The 15,216-nt window shown below is 71.1% G+C and carries 19 protein-coding genes; 17 read left to right on the top strand and 2 right to left on the bottom strand.

What is annotated here, in order from left to right; translation table 11 throughout:
- Positions 1-6: 6 nt before the first annotated feature.
- The 10 genes from pgsA (at position 7) to dapF (ending at position 7,652) form a co-directional block, all read left to right on the top strand.
- Positions 7-606, top strand: coding sequence for a CDP-diacylglycerol--glycerol-3-phosphate 3-phosphatidyltransferase (gene pgsA, locus MKD51_RS11810; RefSeq protein ID WP_240240497.1), 600 nt, complete (start codon positions 7-9; stop codon positions 604-606).
- Positions 603-1,205 carry a nicotinamide-nucleotide amidohydrolase family protein gene (locus tag MKD51_RS11805; protein ID WP_240240496.1) on the top strand — a complete coding sequence of 201 codons (603 nt, stop codon included), beginning with the start codon at positions 603-605 and terminating at the stop codon, positions 1,203-1,205. Before pgsA ends, MKD51_RS11805 begins: the two co-directional genes overlap by 4 nt.
- Before the next feature lie 121 nt (positions 1,206-1,326).
- Positions 1,327-1,656 (top strand): helix-turn-helix transcriptional regulator, encoded by a 330-nt coding sequence (locus MKD51_RS11800; RefSeq protein ID WP_240240943.1) that lies wholly within the window; start codon positions 1,327-1,329, stop codon positions 1,654-1,656.
- Between the two features lie 9 nt (positions 1,657-1,665).
- Positions 1,666-1,887 carry a DUF3046 domain-containing protein gene (locus tag MKD51_RS11795; RefSeq protein WP_240240495.1) on the top strand — a complete coding sequence of 74 codons (222 nt, stop codon included), beginning with the start codon at positions 1,666-1,668 and terminating at the stop codon, positions 1,885-1,887.
- Positions 1,888-2,052: 165 nt separating this feature from the next.
- Positions 2,053-3,126: a recombinase RecA gene (gene recA, locus MKD51_RS11790; RefSeq protein ID WP_240240494.1), complete on the top strand. Its 1,074-nt coding sequence runs from the start codon at positions 2,053-2,055 to the stop codon at positions 3,124-3,126.
- Positions 3,123-3,737, top strand: a complete 615-nt coding sequence (locus tag MKD51_RS11785) for a regulatory protein RecX (RefSeq protein WP_240240493.1) — start codon at positions 3,123-3,125, stop codon at positions 3,735-3,737. Before recA ends, MKD51_RS11785 begins: the two co-directional genes overlap by 4 nt.
- Positions 3,738-3,798: 61 nt before the next feature.
- Complete coding sequence (locus MKD51_RS11780; RefSeq protein WP_240240492.1) at positions 3,799-4,287, top strand: hypothetical protein; 489 nt, start codon at positions 3,799-3,801, stop codon at positions 4,285-4,287.
- Between the two features lie 73 nt (positions 4,288-4,360).
- On the top strand, positions 4,361-5,872 hold the full coding sequence (miaB, locus tag MKD51_RS11775; protein ID WP_240240491.1) for a tRNA (N6-isopentenyl adenosine(37)-C2)-methylthiotransferase MiaB: 1,512 nt from the start codon (positions 4,361-4,363) through the stop codon (positions 5,870-5,872).
- A complete protein-coding gene (gene miaA / locus MKD51_RS11770) occupies positions 5,869-6,777 on the top strand; it encodes a tRNA (adenosine(37)-N6)-dimethylallyltransferase MiaA (protein ID WP_240240490.1) in 909 nt (302 codons plus the stop codon). Before miaB ends, miaA begins: the two co-directional genes overlap by 4 nt.
- Before the next feature lie 5 nt (positions 6,778-6,782).
- Positions 6,783-7,652, top strand: a complete 870-nt coding sequence (dapF, locus tag MKD51_RS11765) for a diaminopimelate epimerase (RefSeq protein ID WP_240240941.1) — start codon at positions 6,783-6,785, stop codon at positions 7,650-7,652.
- Here dapF and MKD51_RS11760 read toward each other — a convergent pair.
- Positions 7,636-8,241 carry a methyltransferase gene (locus tag MKD51_RS11760; protein ID WP_240240489.1) on the bottom strand — a complete coding sequence of 202 codons (606 nt, stop codon included), beginning with the start codon at positions 8,239-8,241 and terminating at the stop codon, positions 7,636-7,638. The genes dapF and MKD51_RS11760 overlap by 17 nt on opposite strands.
- A 27-nt stretch (positions 8,242-8,268) precedes the next feature.
- Between MKD51_RS11760 and hflX the strand changes: the two genes are divergently transcribed.
- The gene (gene hflX / locus MKD51_RS11755; protein WP_240240488.1) at positions 8,269-9,798 is read left to right on the top strand and encodes a GTPase HflX; all 1,530 of its coding nucleotides are present in this window, start codon (positions 8,269-8,271) and stop codon (positions 9,796-9,798) included.
- Positions 9,799-9,893: 95 nt separating this feature from the next.
- Here hflX and lexA read toward each other — a convergent pair whose 3' ends face one another.
- Complete coding sequence (gene lexA, locus MKD51_RS11750; RefSeq protein ID WP_240240487.1) at positions 9,894-10,517, bottom strand: transcriptional repressor LexA; 624 nt, start codon at positions 10,515-10,517, stop codon at positions 9,894-9,896.
- A gap of 257 nt (positions 10,518-10,774) precedes the next feature.
- On the opposite strand from lexA, the gene MKD51_RS11745 reads away from it, so the two are divergent.
- The 6 genes from MKD51_RS11745 to MKD51_RS11720 all read left to right on the top strand — a co-directional run bounded on the left by MKD51_RS11745 (position 10,775) and on the right by MKD51_RS11720 (position 15,207).
- Positions 10,775-11,125, top strand: a complete 351-nt coding sequence (locus tag MKD51_RS11745) for a hypothetical protein (RefSeq protein WP_240240486.1) — start codon at positions 10,775-10,777, stop codon at positions 11,123-11,125.
- A gap of 61 nt (positions 11,126-11,186) precedes the next feature.
- A complete protein-coding gene (locus tag MKD51_RS11740; RefSeq protein WP_240240485.1) occupies positions 11,187-12,266 on the top strand; it encodes a histidinol-phosphate transaminase in 1,080 nt (359 codons plus the stop codon).
- A 9-nt stretch (positions 12,267-12,275) separates the two neighbouring features.
- Positions 12,276-12,875 carry an imidazoleglycerol-phosphate dehydratase HisB gene (gene hisB / locus MKD51_RS11735; protein WP_240240484.1) on the top strand — a complete coding sequence of 200 codons (600 nt, stop codon included), beginning with the start codon at positions 12,276-12,278 and terminating at the stop codon, positions 12,873-12,875.
- Entirely contained in the window at positions 12,872-13,510 is a 639-nt protein-coding gene (gene hisH / locus MKD51_RS11730) for an imidazole glycerol phosphate synthase subunit HisH (protein ID WP_240240483.1), read from the top strand. The genes hisB and hisH overlap by 4 nt, the downstream gene beginning before the upstream one ends.
- A gap of 85 nt (positions 13,511-13,595) precedes the next feature.
- Positions 13,596-14,345: a bifunctional 1-(5-phosphoribosyl)-5-((5-phosphoribosylamino)methylideneamino)imidazole-4-carboxamide isomerase/phosphoribosylanthranilate isomerase PriA gene (gene priA / locus MKD51_RS11725; RefSeq protein WP_240240482.1), complete on the top strand. Its 750-nt coding sequence runs from the start codon at positions 13,596-13,598 to the stop codon at positions 14,343-14,345.
- 10 nt (positions 14,346-14,355) lie between these two features.
- Positions 14,356-15,207 (top strand): SseB family protein, encoded by an 852-nt coding sequence (locus tag MKD51_RS11720; protein WP_240240481.1) that lies wholly within the window; start codon positions 14,356-14,358, stop codon positions 15,205-15,207.
- The last annotated feature ends 9 nt before the right edge of the window (positions 15,208-15,216 follow it).

Below are 15,216 nucleotides of genomic sequence, written 5' to 3'. Positions count from 1 at the left end.
CCTGGCATGGGGATCCTGAGACCGTTGCGGGGCCGCGTCTGGCGTCGTGGCGATGAGCCTGCAAGCGTCGCGAGCGTGCCGAACCTCATCTCGGTCACGCGCATCCTGCTGACGCCTGTCTTCATCGCGGTCGCGCTCATGAACCCCGAGCCGGGGCTCGCCCGCACGCTCGGGGCCCTGCTGTTCGCGGTGCTCATCGCGACCGACTTCATCGACGGCCAGATCGCCCGCGGCCGCGGCCTCGTGACCGACTTCGGCAAGCTCATCGACCCGATCGCCGACAAGGCGATCACCGGCAGCGCCTTCGTGGTGCTCTCGATCCTGGGTGAGCTGCCATGGTGGATCACGGTCGTCGTGCTGCTGCGCGAGTGGGGCATCACCGTCTACCGGCTGCTGGTCTCCAACCGCACGGTGATCGCCGCCGACTGGGCGGGCAAGGCGAAGACCATGGCACAGGCGATCGCCCTCCCGATCGCGCTCGTGCCGCTGCAGGCGTGGCTGGGCGAGCCGGGCGTCTGGATCTGCGTCGTCTCGATGACGATCGCGGTCGCGCTCACCGTCTACTCCGGCATCGAGTTCGTCGTGCAGGCTGTGAGGTCGCGGTGACGGATGCGTCGGCAGGGCCGCGCGGGCAGCAGCGGGTGGTGCCCGGTGCCGTCGCCGCCGTCAGGGCGATCGCCGAGCTCTCCGGCTCGATCGTCGCGCGCGCGGCCGCGCGAGGTGTGACGATCGCGATCGCCGAGTCGCTCACCGGCGGGCTCGTCGCTGCGACGCTCGTGCGCACACCCGGCGCCTCCGGGGTGCTGCGGCTGGGGGTGGTGGCGTACGCCACCGAGATGAAGCACGAGGTGCTGCGGGTGCCCGCGTCGCTGCTCGCGGAGCGCGGTCCCGTGGATGCGGACGTCGCGATCGCGATGGCGCGCGGCGTGCGCGAGCTCGCGGCGACCGACCGCGCGACCTGCACGATCGGCGTCGCGACCACCGGGGTCGCCGGCCCCGGACCTCAGGACGGCCATCCGCCGGGCGAGTTCCACATCGGCATCGAGGTCGAGACCGTGGCCGGCAGGGTCGTCGGCTCGTCCTCCCACCAGGCCACCGGCGACCGCGAGGCGGTGCGCGGTGCGGCGCTGCTGGCCGCGCTGCGCCACCTCGACGAGGCCCTCCGGCGCAGCGATCTGCAGACCCACAGCGAATCCACACCCTGACCTGGGCGCCCTGCGGAATGCATGATGTGACATGGGTGTTATCAACTTCGTGAGCAACCCGGCGGATCGCAGGAGAGCTGCGACTAGGCTGATGCATCCGACCACGGTGAAGGGGGAGACCATGGTGCTGGTTCGACAGGAGATCGGTGACGTGCTGCGGGATACGCGGCTGCGACAGGGCAGGACGCTGCGGCAGGTCGCCTCGCGCGCCTCGGTGGCGCTCGGCTACCTGAGTGAGGTGGAGCGCGGCCAGAAGGAAGCCTCCAGCGAGATCCTCGCGTCCGTCGCGGACGCGCTGGACGTGCCGCTGTCGATGGTGCTGCGAGAGGTGGGGGACCGTCTCGCCGTGCTCGAGGGCCTGAGCTTCGGCGAGCTCGACCCGCTGACGACGACCGTGCCCGACACGCTGCCGGCCGACATGGTCGCGGAGTTCGACTCCGCCATCCACTAGAGGCGAGGGATGCGCACCAGCGAGCTGCAGATCGCGCTCACCGAAGAGTTCGGCGCGCTTGGCGCCGTGCTCATGGCCGACCTCACGCTCGGCAGCCTCGGTGGCCGCACGGGCGCGGAGGCTCTGGCCTCCGGGATGCCTGCGCGGCAGGTCTGGCAGGCGCTGTGCGACGCGAAGGACGTGCCGGCCGACCGGCGTCACGGTCGTGGTCTGCGGGACCCTCGCCGCTGAGCCCGACTGCGGCACGACACGCCGCATCCGCATTCGAAGATGCGTTCGATTGGAGCGTAGGCTGGCACCACACGATCAGCCCGTCATCCACAGGCCGACTCGTGGGCCGCACGCATGTCAGCGGCCCGACGTACCGTGAGCGCATCCACCAACGGAAGGCCAGCAATGCCCACACCCGCAGACCGCGAGAAGTCGCTCGAGGCGGCGCTCGCACAGATCGATCGTCAGTTCGGCAAGGGATCGGTGATGCGCCTCGGCAGCGAGGATCGCGCACCGGTCGAAGTCATCCCCACCGGCTCCATCGCACTTGACGTGGCGCTCGGCGTCGGCGGCCTGCCGCGCGGCCGCATCATCGAGATCTACGGCCCGGAGTCCTCGGGCAAGACCACGCTGACGCTCCACGCGATCGCGAACGCGCAGCGCAACGGCGGCATCGCCGCGTTCATCGACGCCGAGCACGCGCTCGACCCGGAGTACGCGAAGAAGCTCGGCGTCGACATCGACGCACTGCTCGTGTCGCAGCCCGACACCGGTGAGCAGGCGCTCGAGATCGCCGACATGCTGGTCCGCTCGGGCTCGATCGACCTCGTCGTCATCGACTCCGTCGCGGCGCTCGTGCCTCGCGCCGAGATCGAGGGCGAGATGGGCGACACCCACGTCGGCCTCCAGGCTCGCCTCATGTCGCAGGCGCTGCGCAAGCTCACCGGCGGGCTCAGCCAGACGCAGACGACGATGATCTTCATCAACCAGCTGCGCGAGAAGATCGGTGTCTTCTTCGGCAGCCCCGAGACCACCGCGGGCGGCAAGGCGCTCAAGTTCTACGCCTCGGTGCGCCTCGACATCCGTCGCATCGAGACGCTCAAGGACGGCACCGACGCCGTCGGCAACCGCACGCGCGTCAAGGTCGTCAAGAACAAGATGGCGCCGCCGTTCAAGCAGGCCGAGTTCGACATCCTCTACGGCACCGGCATCTCCCGCGAGGGCAGCCTGATCGACTTCGGTGTCGAGCACAGCATCGTCCGCAAGTCGGGTGCCTGGTACACCTACGACGGCGACCAGCTCGGCCAGGGCAAGGAGAAGGCCCGGCAGTTCCTGCTCGACAACCCCGACCTTGCCGCGCAGATCGAGCGGCAGATCCTGACGAAGCTCGGCGTCGGTGCGGGCAAGGCAGCTGCCGCAGAGCAGCAGGCCGCCGTCGAGTCGCTCGATGCCCGCAGGCAGGAGCGCCAGGGCGCGTGAGCGACCGCGACCGTCTGGCCGGCGTCACCGAGCTCTCCACCTGGATCGCCTCGCGCGAGGACGACCAGGTGGGAGCCTGGGCTGCGCCAGGCGGCGCTGTGCGCCTCCCTGAGGGGGTGGCAGACGCTGACGCAGGAGCTGTCGAGGCCGTCGACGAGGAGTCGGCGCGCTCCATGGCGCTGCGTGCGCTCGGTCGGCGCGCGGCCAGCAGGCAGGAGCTCGACCGCACGCTCGAGCGCCGCGACGTCGAGCCCGAGGTGCGCGAGGCCGTGCTCGACCGCCTCGCTGCGGAAGGCCTCGTCGACGACGCACAGCTCGCGCAGGATCTCGCCGAGCGGCTGCGCGAGCGCAAGCACATGGGAGAGCGCGGCATCGCCGCGGAGCTGCGCAAGCGAGGCCTCGATCCGAGCGACATCGAGCGCGGCGACGATGACGACGAGCTGCAGCGGGCGATCGACGCGGCTGCCGAGCGCCGCCGGCGCATGGGCAGCCTCGACGACGAGACGGCAGAGCGCCGACTGGTCGGCTGGCTGCAGCGCAGGGGCTTCGGCGGCTCCACCGTGCGCACCGCGATCGAGCGCACGCGCTCACGCGGCCCGCGGTTCCGCTGAGCCCCACGCTCATCCAGGATTCGCACAGTTTCGCGACGTGTGATCGGGCTAGGTTCGAGCTATGAAGAAGACCAGGATCCTCGCACTGCCTGCGATCGCAGCCGTCTCGCTGCTCGCCCTCACCGGCTGCTTCCAGCTCCCTCCTGTTGGCGGCACCCCCGGTGGCAACACCGGTGGCACCGGCACCACCGAGGAGCCGGGTGGCGGCACCACCGAAGAGCCAGGCGGCGGCACGGCCGCTGAAGACCTTGCCGACTCGACGTGGACGGGCGGCGACCTCGGCCCCGGCTTCGCCACGATGGACTTCACGCTGAATGGCGACGGCACGATCGACATCAGCAGCTGGAACGACGGCTCCGGCTTCGACGCTCCCCAGGATGTCTGGTCGGGCGACAGCTCGAACCTCACGATGACCATCACCGCGCTGAGCGATCAGGACGGCGGTGAGCAGTTCGACGTCACGTTCACCGGCACCGCCGAGGATGGCCAGATGAACCTCTCCGGCGACAGCCCCGAGGGCACCTGGACGCTGACGGCCACGCAGGGCTGATCCGCGACCGAACCTCACGCCGCCCCGTGCTCAGGCACGGGGCGGCGTTCTCATGCGCGGGTACGCTGGATCTATGTCGATGACGCTCGCGCCGCGCACCTACGAGGTGAGGACCTTCGGCTGCCAGATGAACGTCCACGACTCCGAGCGGCTGCGCGGATCGCTGGAGGAAGCGGGCTACGTCGAGGATGACGCAGGAACGCCCGATGTCATCGTGATCAACACCTGCGCCGTGCGTGAGAACGCCGACGACAAGCTCTACGGGCACCTCGGTCAGCTGGCGAAGACCAAGCGCGAGCGCGACGGGTTCCAGATCGCCGTGGGCGGCTGCCTGGCGCAGAAGGATCGCTCCACGATCGTCGACCGTGCGCCGTGGGTGGATGTGGTCTTCGGCACCCACAACATCGGCTCGCTGCCGACGCTGCTCGAGCGCAGTCGGCACAACGGCGAGGCCGAGATCGAGATCCTCGAGTCGCTCGAGGTCTTCCCGTCGACCCTGCCGACGAAGCGCGACTCGACCTACGCGGGCTGGGTCTCCATCTCGGTCGGCTGCAACAACACCTGCACCTTCTGCATCGTGCCGTCGCTGCGTGGCAAGGAGCGTGACCGCCGCCCGGGCGAGATCCTCGCCGAGGTGCAGGCGCTCGTCGACGACGGCGCGATCGAGGTCACGCTGCTGGGCCAGAACGTCAACTCCTACGGTGTCGAGTTCGGCGACAGGCTGGCCTTCGGCAAGCTGCTGCGCGCCGCGGGCGAGATCGAGGGACTCGAGCGCATCCGCTTCACGAGCCCGCACCCGGCAGCCTTCACCGACGACGTGATCGAGGCGATGGCAGAGACGCCTGCCGTGATGCCGCAGCTGCACATGCCGCTGCAGTCGGGCTCCGACCGAATCCTCAGGGCGATGCGGCGCTCCTACCGCTCCACGCGCTTCCTGGGGATCCTCGACCGCGTCAGGGAGCGCATCCCGAATGCCGCCATCACGACCGACATCATCGTCGGCTTCCCGGGCGAGACCGAGGAGGACTTCGCCGAGACCATGCGCGTCGTCGAGGCGTCCCGCTTCGCCTCGGCGTTCACGTTCCAGTACTCCATCCGCCCCGGCACGCCGGCCGCCACGATGCCCGATCAGGTGCCGAAGGCGGTCGTGCAGGAGCGCTTCGAGCGGCTCGTCGCGCTGCAGGACCGCATCTCCTTCGAGGAGAACCAGCGCCAGGTCGGCCGCACCGTCGACGTGCTCGTCTCGGTGGGTGAGGGCAGGAAGAACGCCGAGACCCACCGCCTGAGCGGTCGCGCGGAGGACAACCGCCTCGTGCACTTCGCACCGGGCGAGCACGCGCCACGCCCCGGCGACGTCGTCACCGTCGAGCTCACGCAGGCGGCGACGTTCCACCTGGTCGCCGATCACGGCCCGCTGGCGCTGCGACGCACGCGCGCCGGCGACGCCTGGGATCGCGCGCAGTCAGACTCCTGCGCGGTGCCGTCGCCCGGCGACGGCGCTCCTGCTGGCGGCCCCGTCTCGCTCGGGCTGCCCACGCTGCGCACTGCGACGGCCCCGACGGTGCCGGTCGCGCTCGGCACGTGACGCTGATCGCCGTCGTCGGCGCGACCGGCACTGGCAAGACGGGGCTCTCGCTCGACATCGCCGATGAGATCGTGCGGCTCGGCAGCACCGCCGAAATCGTGAACTGCGACGCTATGCAGCTCTACCGCGGCATGGACATCGGCACCGCGAAGGCGAGCCTCGCAGAGCGCCGCGGGCACCCGCACCACCTGCTCGACGTGCTCGAGCCCCGGGAGGACGCCGCCGTCGCCGCCTATCGGGACGCGGCGCTGGCAGCGCTGCGCGCCATCGAGGGCAGGGGCGCGGTGCCGATCCTGGTCGGGGGCAGCGGGCTCTACGCGTCCAGCGTGCTCTACGACTTCGCCTTCCCCGCCACCGACGAGGCACTGCGAGCGCGGCTGGAAGCCGAGCTCGAGCGCGACGGGGCCGCGGCGATGCACGCTCGGCTGCTCGCGGTGGATGCGGCCGCGTCCGAGGCGATCGGCCCGCACAACGGCCGCAGGCTCGTGCGCGCGCTCGAGGCCGTGACGCTCACCGGCGAGCCCTTCCGCGTCGGCCTGCCGCCCGAGGATTCATTGCTTCGGCCCACGATCATCCAGCACGTGCGCATCGAACGAGCCGCGCTCGTGCCCCGGCTCGACGCCCGCGTGCTGCGGATGTGGCAGCTCGGCCTCGTCGAGGAGGCACGTGCGCTGCGCGCGGCCGGCATCGAGCGCGGCACCACCGCGCAGCAGGCGATCGGCTACCGGCAGGCGCTCGACCAGCTCGACGGCACGCTCGACGAGGCCGCCGCCATCGAGTGCACGCAGGCCCTCACACGCCGCTACGCGCGCAGGCAGGTCTCGTGGTTCCAGCGCTACCCGGCTGCGCCCGCAGCGGACGCGGCTGCCCTCGCACACCAGGCGCTCGGTAGCCTGGAGGCATGACAGAGCTGGGCAGCGGCGCGTTCGCCAAGGGGCACGGGACCGGCAACGACTTCGTGCTGATCGCCGACCCCGATGGCGCTGCGCCGCTCACGCCCGAGCGTGTCCGCGCGCTCGCCGACCGCCGCTTCGGCATCGGCGGCGACGGCGTCATCCGCGCCGTGCGGGCGGGATCCACCGGCGACGCGGTGCTCGACGAGGCATCGCCCGGCACCTGGGCGATGGACTATTGGAACGCCGACGGCTCGGTGAGCGAGATGTGCGGCAACGGCGTGCGCGTGTTCGTGCGCTTCCTGCTCGAGTCGCAGCTGGCGGCCCTCGCCGATGGCGAGGGCATCGACATCGCGACGCGCGCGGGCGTCAAGCGCGTGGTCCGTCGCGGCGAGCTGCTCTCGGCAGATCTCGGCCCCTTCGAGCTCGGCGGCGACAGGCTCGTCGCGGCGCACGGGCTCGAAGTCGATCGCCCGGGCCTCGACGTCTCCACGGGCAACCCGCACGTGGTCGTCGCGCTGGCGAGCACGGAAGAGCTCGAGGCGCTCGAGCTGCACGCGGCTCCGGTGCTCGACCCTGCTGCCGAGTCCGGTGCCAACGTCGAGTTCGTCGTGCCGGGGGCGATCGCCGACGGGGTCGGCGCGATCCGCATGCGCGTGCACGAGCGGGGCTCCGGCGAGACGCTCTCGTGCGGCACGGGCGCCGTGGCAGCCGCCATGGCCACCAGGCACTGGTCGGGGGATGCGGCAGACCGGTGGATCGTCGACGTCCCCGGCGGCAGGCTCGAGGTCGAGGTCGACGAGCGCGGCCACGCCTGGCTGACGGGGCCCGCAGCGCTGGTGTTCCGCGGCGAGGGGATCGGCGGAGGAGTCAGTCAGGCGCCGTGACAGCGAAGATCCGGTACGTCCGCTTGGAGTCGGCGCGCTCGACGTCGAAGCCCTCGAATCGCTCGACCAGCCAGCGCAGCAGCGAGTCGGCGCCGAGGTGCTTCTGCACCACGAGCCAGGCCGTGGCGCCGGGTGCGAGCCGCGGGATCCACGTCTCGAGCAGCGCGTGCAGCTGCGGCTTGCCGATGCGGATCGGAGGATTCGACCAGATCGTCGCGAATCGGAGCCCCTCCGGCACCAGCTCTGGCGTCGCGGGCGTGATGTTCGATAGACTGAGCAGCTCGGCATTCCGCTCCACGAGCGAGAGCGCGCGAGTGTTGACATCGACCGCCCAGACACGCGCGTCGGGGGAGCGGGTCGCGAGCGTCGCGGCGATGGGCCCCCAGCCGCAGCCGAGATCGAGCAGCTCCCCGGTCTCGGGAGGCGAGGGGACGGCGTCCAGCAGCACCTCGGTGCCGACATCGAGTCGGTCGCCCGAGAACACCCCGGTCGACGTGACCATCTCGCGCTCGACACCGTTGATCGGCACCCGGATCGTGCGGATCGACCTGGGAGCCTCGGGATCTGGGGAGAAATAGTGGTCCGGCACGGACTCGACAGTAGCGAAGGACAGACCATGGCAGAACCGCAGCACGCGGCAGACGGCGCAGAGCACGTCCCCGACGGAGGGCGCGCGACGGAGCGGATCCTTGCGTGGGCGCAGCCGGGGGACGGCGAGGTGCTCTCGGCGCGCGCGCAGGCGCTGCAGGCAGATGACGCCTTCAGCGACACCGACGGCGACCAGCTCGACCGCGACGAGCGTGCGGCGCTCCGCCGGGTCGATGGGCTGCGCACCGAGCTCGAGGACATCACCGAGGTCGAGTACCGCGAGGTGCGCCTCGAGAACGTCGTGCTCGTCGGGGTCTACGCGGGCTCCGCCGGAGACGCCGAGAACTCGCTGCGCGAGCTCTCGGCCCTCGCCGAGACGGCCGGCGCGCAGGTGCTCGACGGCCTGCTGCAGCGCAGGCCGAATCCCGACCCCGCGACCTACGTCGGCAGCGGCAAGGCCGACGAGCTCGCCGCGCTGGTCAAGGAGCTCGGGGCCGACACCGTCGTCGCCGACAGCGAGCTCTCACCCAGCCAGCGACGAGCGCTCGAGGACCGCGTGAAGGTGAAGGTCATCGACCGCACCGCCGTCATCCTCGACATCTTCAGCCAGCATGCCAAGAGCCGCGAGGGCAAGGCACAGGTCGAGCTCGCGCAGCTCGAGTACCTGCTGCCGCGCCTGCGTGGCTGGGGCGATTCGATGTCGCGCCAGGCCGGTGGCCAGGTCGGTGGCCAGGGCGCAGGCATGGGTTCGCGCGGCCCCGGTGAGACGAAGATCGAGCTCGACCGCCGTCGCATCCACACCCGCATGGCGCGACTGCGCAAGCAGATCAAGGGCTTCGCACCCGCACGACAGGCGAAGCGCGCCAACCGCGACCGCTTCGAGGTGCCGGGGGTCGCGATCGCCGGGTACACGAACGCCGGCAAGTCATCGCTGCTCAACCGCATCACGGGCGCGGGCGTGCTCGTCGAGAACTCGCTCTTCGCCACCCTTGACGCCACGGTGCGCCAGGCCAAGACGGCGGATGGCCGCGAGTTCACGATCGCCGACACCGTCGGCTTCGTGCGCAACCTGCCGCATCAGCTGGTGGAGGCGTTCCGCTCGACGCTCGAGGAGGTCGCAGAGTCGGAGCTCATCGTGCACGTCGTCGACGGCAGTCACCCGGACCCCGCGTCGCAGATCGCCACGGTCCGCGACGTGCTGGGGGAGACGGGCGCACGCTCGATCCCCGAGATCGTGGTGTTCAACAAGGCCGATCTCATCGACGCCGACGAGCAGCTGGTGCTGCGGGGGCTGCAGCCGGACGCGATCTTCGCATCCGCACGCACCGGCGACGGCGTCGACGAGATCCTCGCGCGCATCGCCGAGATGCTGCCGCGGCCGGAGGTGCCGGTGTCGCTGCTGGTGCCCTTCGAGCGCGGTGACGTGATCGCGATGCTGCACGACCGCTTCGACGTGCTGCGCGAGGTCTATGAGGAGGGCGGCACGCGCATCGACGCCAAGGTCTCGGCGGCGGTGCTGAGCCAGCTCGCCGAGTTCCGCGTCGAGCCCGCGCGCTGACGAGTGAGATCTCGGTACGGCGGCCTTGCGGCCGCCTACTCGATCTAGCGCTCTCCGGACTCAACGCCGCTCTGCGGCATTGAGTCCTCCGAACGCTACACCGAGCGCAGCACCGCGACGACCTTGCCCAGCACCTCGGACTCATCGCCGAGGATGGGCTCGAAGGCGGAGTTGCGGGGCAGCAGCCAGGTGTGGCCGTCGCGCTGCTTGAAGACCTTCACGGTCGCCTCGCCGTCGAGCATCGCGGCCACGATGTCGCCATTGGTCGCGTCGCGCTGCTGCCGCACGACGACCCAGTCGCCGTCGCAGATCGCGGCGTCGATCATGGACTCGCCGACGACCTTGAGTATGAAGAGGTCGCCACCGCCCACGAGCGCCTTCGGCAGCGGGTAGGTGTCCTCCACCTGCTCCTCCGCGGTGATCGGGATGCCTGCGGCGATGCGACCGACCATCGGCACGAACGTGGCCTGCTCCATGGTGGCGAGCGACTCGACCGACTCGTCGGGGACGAGCACCTCGATGGCGCGCGGCCGAGCGGGGTCGCGCCGGATCATGCCGGCGAGCTCGAGCTGCCCCAGCTGGTGGGTGACGCTCGAGAGCGAAGAGAGGCCGACGGCGTCGCCGATCTCTCGGTAGCTCGGCGGGTACCCGCGCTGGCGCACGGCCTTCTGGATGACCTGCAGGATCGCCTGCTGCTTCTCGGTCAGCTGCCTCGTCATGCCCGCTCCGCTCTGTCGCCGCGATGCCCGCCGGGCGCCCGGGACGGGCGTGTGGGTGGCCTGCGATTGACTGCTCCTGGTTCGAAAGCGTATCCGACAGGACGCCCGAATCAAACGGATGTTCGAGCGTGTCGTGGAGAAACTCCGCGGCAGGGCTTGACTCGTCCAGGGAATCGAAGATAGGTTCGAAACAGAGATTCGCAGGCGGTGCTCCCGGCCGAGCACCGCCTGCGGATCCCAGACTGGAAGGAGCACCGATGACTGCCATCGCCACCGCCACGCCGACTGTCCGCCTGCGGATGACCTCGCGCGGTCGCCGCGCCCTGGCCCTGCTCGTCGCCACCCCCGTCCTCGCCGCCGCCGCGCTCGCCGGAGCTGGTGTGCTGGGCGACGCCCTTGCCGGCGCTGTCGCCTCCTCGTCGACGCAGACTGCCGACTTCTCGTACGTCACCGTGCTGCCCGGTCAGTCGCTCTGGCAGATCGCGCAGTCGCTCGCACCCGATGCCGACCCCCGAGACGTGATCGCCGAGATCGAGATGCTCAACGGCATCGCCGGCTCCATCCAGCCCGGCGAGCAGCTCGCGATCCCGGCGCACTACGCCGGCTGATCCGGCTGCGGCCCGCAGGCTGCGCCGCGCGAGGCATCTGACATCGTCCTAGGCTGGTCGGGTGACAAGCCTCGATGATCTGCCCATCCGCGACGACCTTCGTGGCCTGACGCCTTACGGAGCGCCGCAGCTCGAGGTCCCTGTTCGCCTCAACGTCAACGAGAACGCGTACCGCGTGCCCGAGGCCGTCGCACTCGACATCGTGCAGGAGATCGCCCGCGCGCTGCCCGACGCCAACCGCTATCCAGACCGCGAGTTCGACACGCTCCGCCGCTCGTTCGCCGACTACCTGGGTCACGGGATCGAGCCCGCGCAGATCTGGGCGGGGAACGGCTCCAACGAAGTGCTGCAGCACGTGCTGCAGGCCTTCGGCGGCCCCGGCCGCTCGCTGCTCTCGTTCACCCCGACCTACTCGATGTACCCGCTGCTCGCGCAGGGCGTCGGCATGGAGTGGATCCCGGTGCCGCGCGCCGACGACTTCACGCTCACGCCCGAGGCGGTGCGGGCGGCCATCGCCGAGCACGATCCCGACATCGTCTTCCTGTGCTCGCCGAACAACCCCACGGGCACGGCGATCGGCCTCGACGTCATCGAGGCCGCAGCCGAGGCCGCGCGGGGCATCGTCCTCGTCGACGAGGCCTATGCCGAGTTCGCGCATGACCGCAGCCAGACGGCGCTGACGCTGCTCGAGCGCTTCCCGCGGCTGCTCGTGTCGCGCACCATGAGCAAGGCCTTCGCCTTCGCAGGCATCCGGGTCGGCTACCTCGCGGCCGACCCGGCGGTGATCGACGCGCTGCGGCTCGTTCGCCTGCCGTACCACCTCTCGGCCATCACGCAGGCCGCGGCGGTCGCGGCGCTGCGCCACAGCGACCAGATGCTGGCGCGCGTCGACGAGCTGCGTGCGCAGCGCGATCGACTCGTCGAAGCGCTCGCGCAGCTGGGCATGCAGCCCTATCCCTCTGACTCCAACTTCGTGCTCGTGGGCGGCATCGCCGATCCGAGCGCGACCTTCCAGGCACTGCTCGACCGCGGCATCCTGGTGCGCGATGTCGGGCTGCCGGGCACGCTCCGCATCACCGCCGGCACGCCGGGGGAGACGACCGCGCTGCTGGCCGCCTTGGCCGCGCTCACCGCAGAATAGGATCGAGCCATGGCACGCACCGCAACGATCGAGCGCACGACGAGCGAGTCGAGCATCCGACTCTCGCTCGACCTCGACGGCACCGGCACCTCGTCGATCTCGACCACGGTGCCCTTCTTCGACCACATGCTGACTGCCTTCTCGAAGCACTCGCTCATCGATCTCGACGTGCAGGCGAGCGGCGACACCGACATCGACGCGCACCACACGGTCGAGGACACCGCGATCGCGCTGGGCCTCGCGCTCAAGGATGCGCTGGGCGACAAGGCAGGCGTGCGCCGCTACGGCGACGCGACCGTGCCGCTCGACGAAGCGCTCGCGCGCGCCGTCGTCGACCTCTCCGGCAGGCCGTTCCTCGTGCACTCCGGCGAGCCGGCCGGCTTCGAGCTGCACCGCATCGGCGGCCACTTCACCGGCTCGCTCGTGCGCCACGTCTTCGAGGCGATCACGCTCAACGCGCGCATCACCGCGCACGTCGACCTGCTCTCCGGGCGCGACCCGCACCACATCGCTGAGGCGGAGTTCAAGGCCTTCGCCCGGGCGCTGCGCGTCGCGGTCGAGCAGGATCCTCGCGTGACGGGCGTCCCCTCCACCAAGGGAGCACTGTGACGGCTCCGCGTCCGACAGTCGCGCTGCTCGACTACGGCCTCGGCAACGTGCACTCTGCCGCCAAGGCCATCGAGGCCGCGGGCGCAGACGTGATCCTCACCGCCGATCGCGCCACCGTCATGGCGGCGGATGGCCTGGTGGTGCCGGGTGTCGGATCGATCGCCGCGTGCATGGCGGGCATCCAGGCGATCCACGGCGGCGAGCTCATCGGCCGCCGGCTCGCTGGCGGCCGGCCGGTGCTGGGCATCTGCGTCGGCATGCAGGTGCTGTTCTCCTCCGGGGAGGAGGGCGGCGTCCACACCGACGCGCTCGACGAGTGGCCGGGCACCGTCCGCCGGCTGCAGGCCGACATCCTGCCGCACATGGGCTGGGCGGAGGTCGAGGCGCCGGAGGGCTCTGCGCTCTTCGAGGGCGTGCGCGACGAGCGCTTCTACTTCGTGCACTCCTACGCCGCGACCGAGTGGCTGATCGATCCGCACCCTCGCGTCCGCCAACCGAAGGTCGCGTGGGCCACCCACGGCGAGCGGTTCATCGCCGCCGTCGAGAACGGCCCGCTGACCGCCACGCAGTTCCACCCGGAGAAGTCCGGCGAAGCCGGGATCCGCCTGCTGGCGAACTGGGTTCGCGGCCTCTGACCTGCACGAGTAGCATCGCACCGGCCCTCCGACCCGGGCCATCGCCTGGCTCACTCCGCTCGCTCCCCAAGAAGGCACCGTCACCATGACCGATTTCAACCAGTCGCCCAAGCTGCAGCTGCTGCCCGCGATCGACGTCGCCGGTGGCAAGGCGGTGCGGCTCACCCAGGGCAAGGCCGGTACAGAGACCTCCTTCGGCAGCCCGATCGACGCGGCTGAGGACTGGGTGCGCCAGGGCGCGGAGTGGATCCACCTCGTCGACCTCGACGCAGCGTTCGGCCGCGGCGACAACCGCGCCGTGATCAAGAAGGTCATCAAGGCCGTCAAGGGCCGCGTGCAGGTCGAGCTCTCCGGAGGCATCCGCGACGAGGCCACCCTCGAGGCGGCGCTCGCCACGGGCGTCAAGCGCATCAACCTCGGCACCGCGGCCCTCGAGAACCCCGAGTGGACCGCATCCGTGATCGCCGAGTACGGCGACCAGATCGCGGTCGGACTCGACGTCCGTGGCACGACGCTCGCCGCCCGCGGCTGGACGCAGGAGGGCGGCGACCTCTGGCAGGTGCTCGACCGCCTCGAGGCTGCGGGCTGCAGCCGCTACGTCGTCACCGACGTGACGAAGGACGGCACGCTCCAGGGCCCGAACCTCCAGCTGCTGGAGCAGGTCGCCGATCGCGTCGACAAGCCGGTCGTCGCCTCGGGCGGCATCTCGAGCCTCGACGACATCGCGGCCCTGCGCGAGCTCGTGCCGCACGGCGTCGAGGGCGCCATCGTCGGCAAGGCGCTCTACGCGGGCGCGTTCACGCTGGTCGCGGCGCTGGATGTCGCGGGCCAGTAGGGCCGTCGGCGTGAGCCGCGAGGCAGATTCGGCGGGCCGCTCCTGGGAGGGGCGCTCGTTCCAGCACCACGACACCGCGTACGCGGGCGACGACGGCTCGGCACCCGCGGACTACGTCGAGGCGGTCGCATCGCTGGCCGCAGACGCTGCCGGCCGGGGCTCGGTCGTCGAGGCGCTGCGCGGGCAGCGACTGCTGGTGCCGCTGCTCGCGGCCGCGGGTGACACCGCCGTCGACGAGCGCGGCCGCACGGTCGACAAGACGCAGGAGCTCTCGATCGTCACGGTGCAGGGGCCGGATGGCGGAGCGATCCTGCCGATGTTCTCGCACGTCGCGGCGATGCAGGCGTGGAACACCGCTGCGCGTCCCGTGCCCACGAGCGTCCAGCGCGCCGCTGCCGCCGCCCTCGACGGGCCGGCCCGCGTGGTCATCGACCCCGGCAGCGAGAGCGAGTTCGTGCTGACGCGCACGATGCTCGAGGCGCTGCTGACGGATGCGCCCTGGTCGTGGGGCGTGCAGGACGAGGCCGTGCAGGCGGCCGTCGCTGCCGCCGTGTTCGCGCAGCCCGCCGTGCGGGCACTCGTGCTGGCGACGGGCGATCCGCGCAGCCGACTGGCTGGCGCGGAGCTCGAGGTGCACGCGCTCGTGGATGCCGAGGGAGTCGCCGGTCACGACGCTGCAGCGCAGCTGCAGACGGCCGCCGGGGTGCTGGGCGAGACTCCCGTCGTGCAGGAGCGGATCACGAGCCTCGCGCTGCGCATGCATCGCTGGGACGGCGGGGCGGCGCGGCTGCCGCTCGTGGCACAGGCAGCGTTGGCGATCACGCGAGACGAGTGGCAGACCGCGAGCGGCGCGCTGCAGTGACGCTGCAGC

The sequence above is a fragment of the Agrococcus sp. ARC_14 genome, from assembly GCF_022436485.1.
GTDB lineage: Bacteria > Actinomycetota > Actinomycetes > Actinomycetales > Microbacteriaceae > Agrococcus.
This window is presented reverse-complemented; position numbering and strand designations above follow the sequence as displayed.

What these genes read in the sequence shown, in the direction of transcription:
- priA (WP_240240482.1), top strand. Translation starts at nt 13,596, where the DNA reads ATGACCGATTTCAACCAGTCGCCCAAGCTGCAGCTGCTGCCCGCGATC.
- MKD51_RS11800 (WP_240240943.1), top strand. Translation starts at nt 1,327, where the DNA reads ATGGTGCTGGTTCGACAGGAGATCGGTGACGTGCTGCGGGATACGCGG.
- MKD51_RS11780 (WP_240240492.1), top strand. Translation starts at nt 3,799, where the DNA reads ATGAAGAAGACCAGGATCCTCGCACTGCCTGCGATCGCAGCCGTCTCG.
- hisB (WP_240240484.1), top strand. Translation starts at nt 12,276, where the DNA reads ATGGCACGCACCGCAACGATCGAGCGCACGACGAGCGAGTCGAGCATC.
- pgsA (WP_240240497.1), top strand. Translation starts at nt 7, where the DNA reads ATGGGGATCCTGAGACCGTTGCGGGGCCGCGTCTGGCGTCGTGGCGAT.
- lexA (WP_240240487.1), bottom strand. Translation starts at nt 10,517, where the DNA reads ATGACGAGGCAGCTGACCGAGAAGCAGCAGGCGATCCTGCAGGTCATC.
- MKD51_RS11795 (WP_240240495.1), top strand. Translation starts at nt 1,666, where the DNA reads ATGCGCACCAGCGAGCTGCAGATCGCGCTCACCGAAGAGTTCGGCGCG.
- miaB (WP_240240491.1), top strand. Translation starts at nt 4,361, where the DNA reads ATGTCGATGACGCTCGCGCCGCGCACCTACGAGGTGAGGACCTTCGGC.
- recA (WP_240240494.1), top strand. Translation starts at nt 2,053, where the DNA reads ATGCCCACACCCGCAGACCGCGAGAAGTCGCTCGAGGCGGCGCTCGCA.
- MKD51_RS11745 (WP_240240486.1), top strand. Translation starts at nt 10,775, where the DNA reads ATGACTGCCATCGCCACCGCCACGCCGACTGTCCGCCTGCGGATGACC.
- hflX (WP_240240488.1), top strand. Translation starts at nt 8,269, where the DNA reads ATGGCAGAACCGCAGCACGCGGCAGACGGCGCAGAGCACGTCCCCGAC.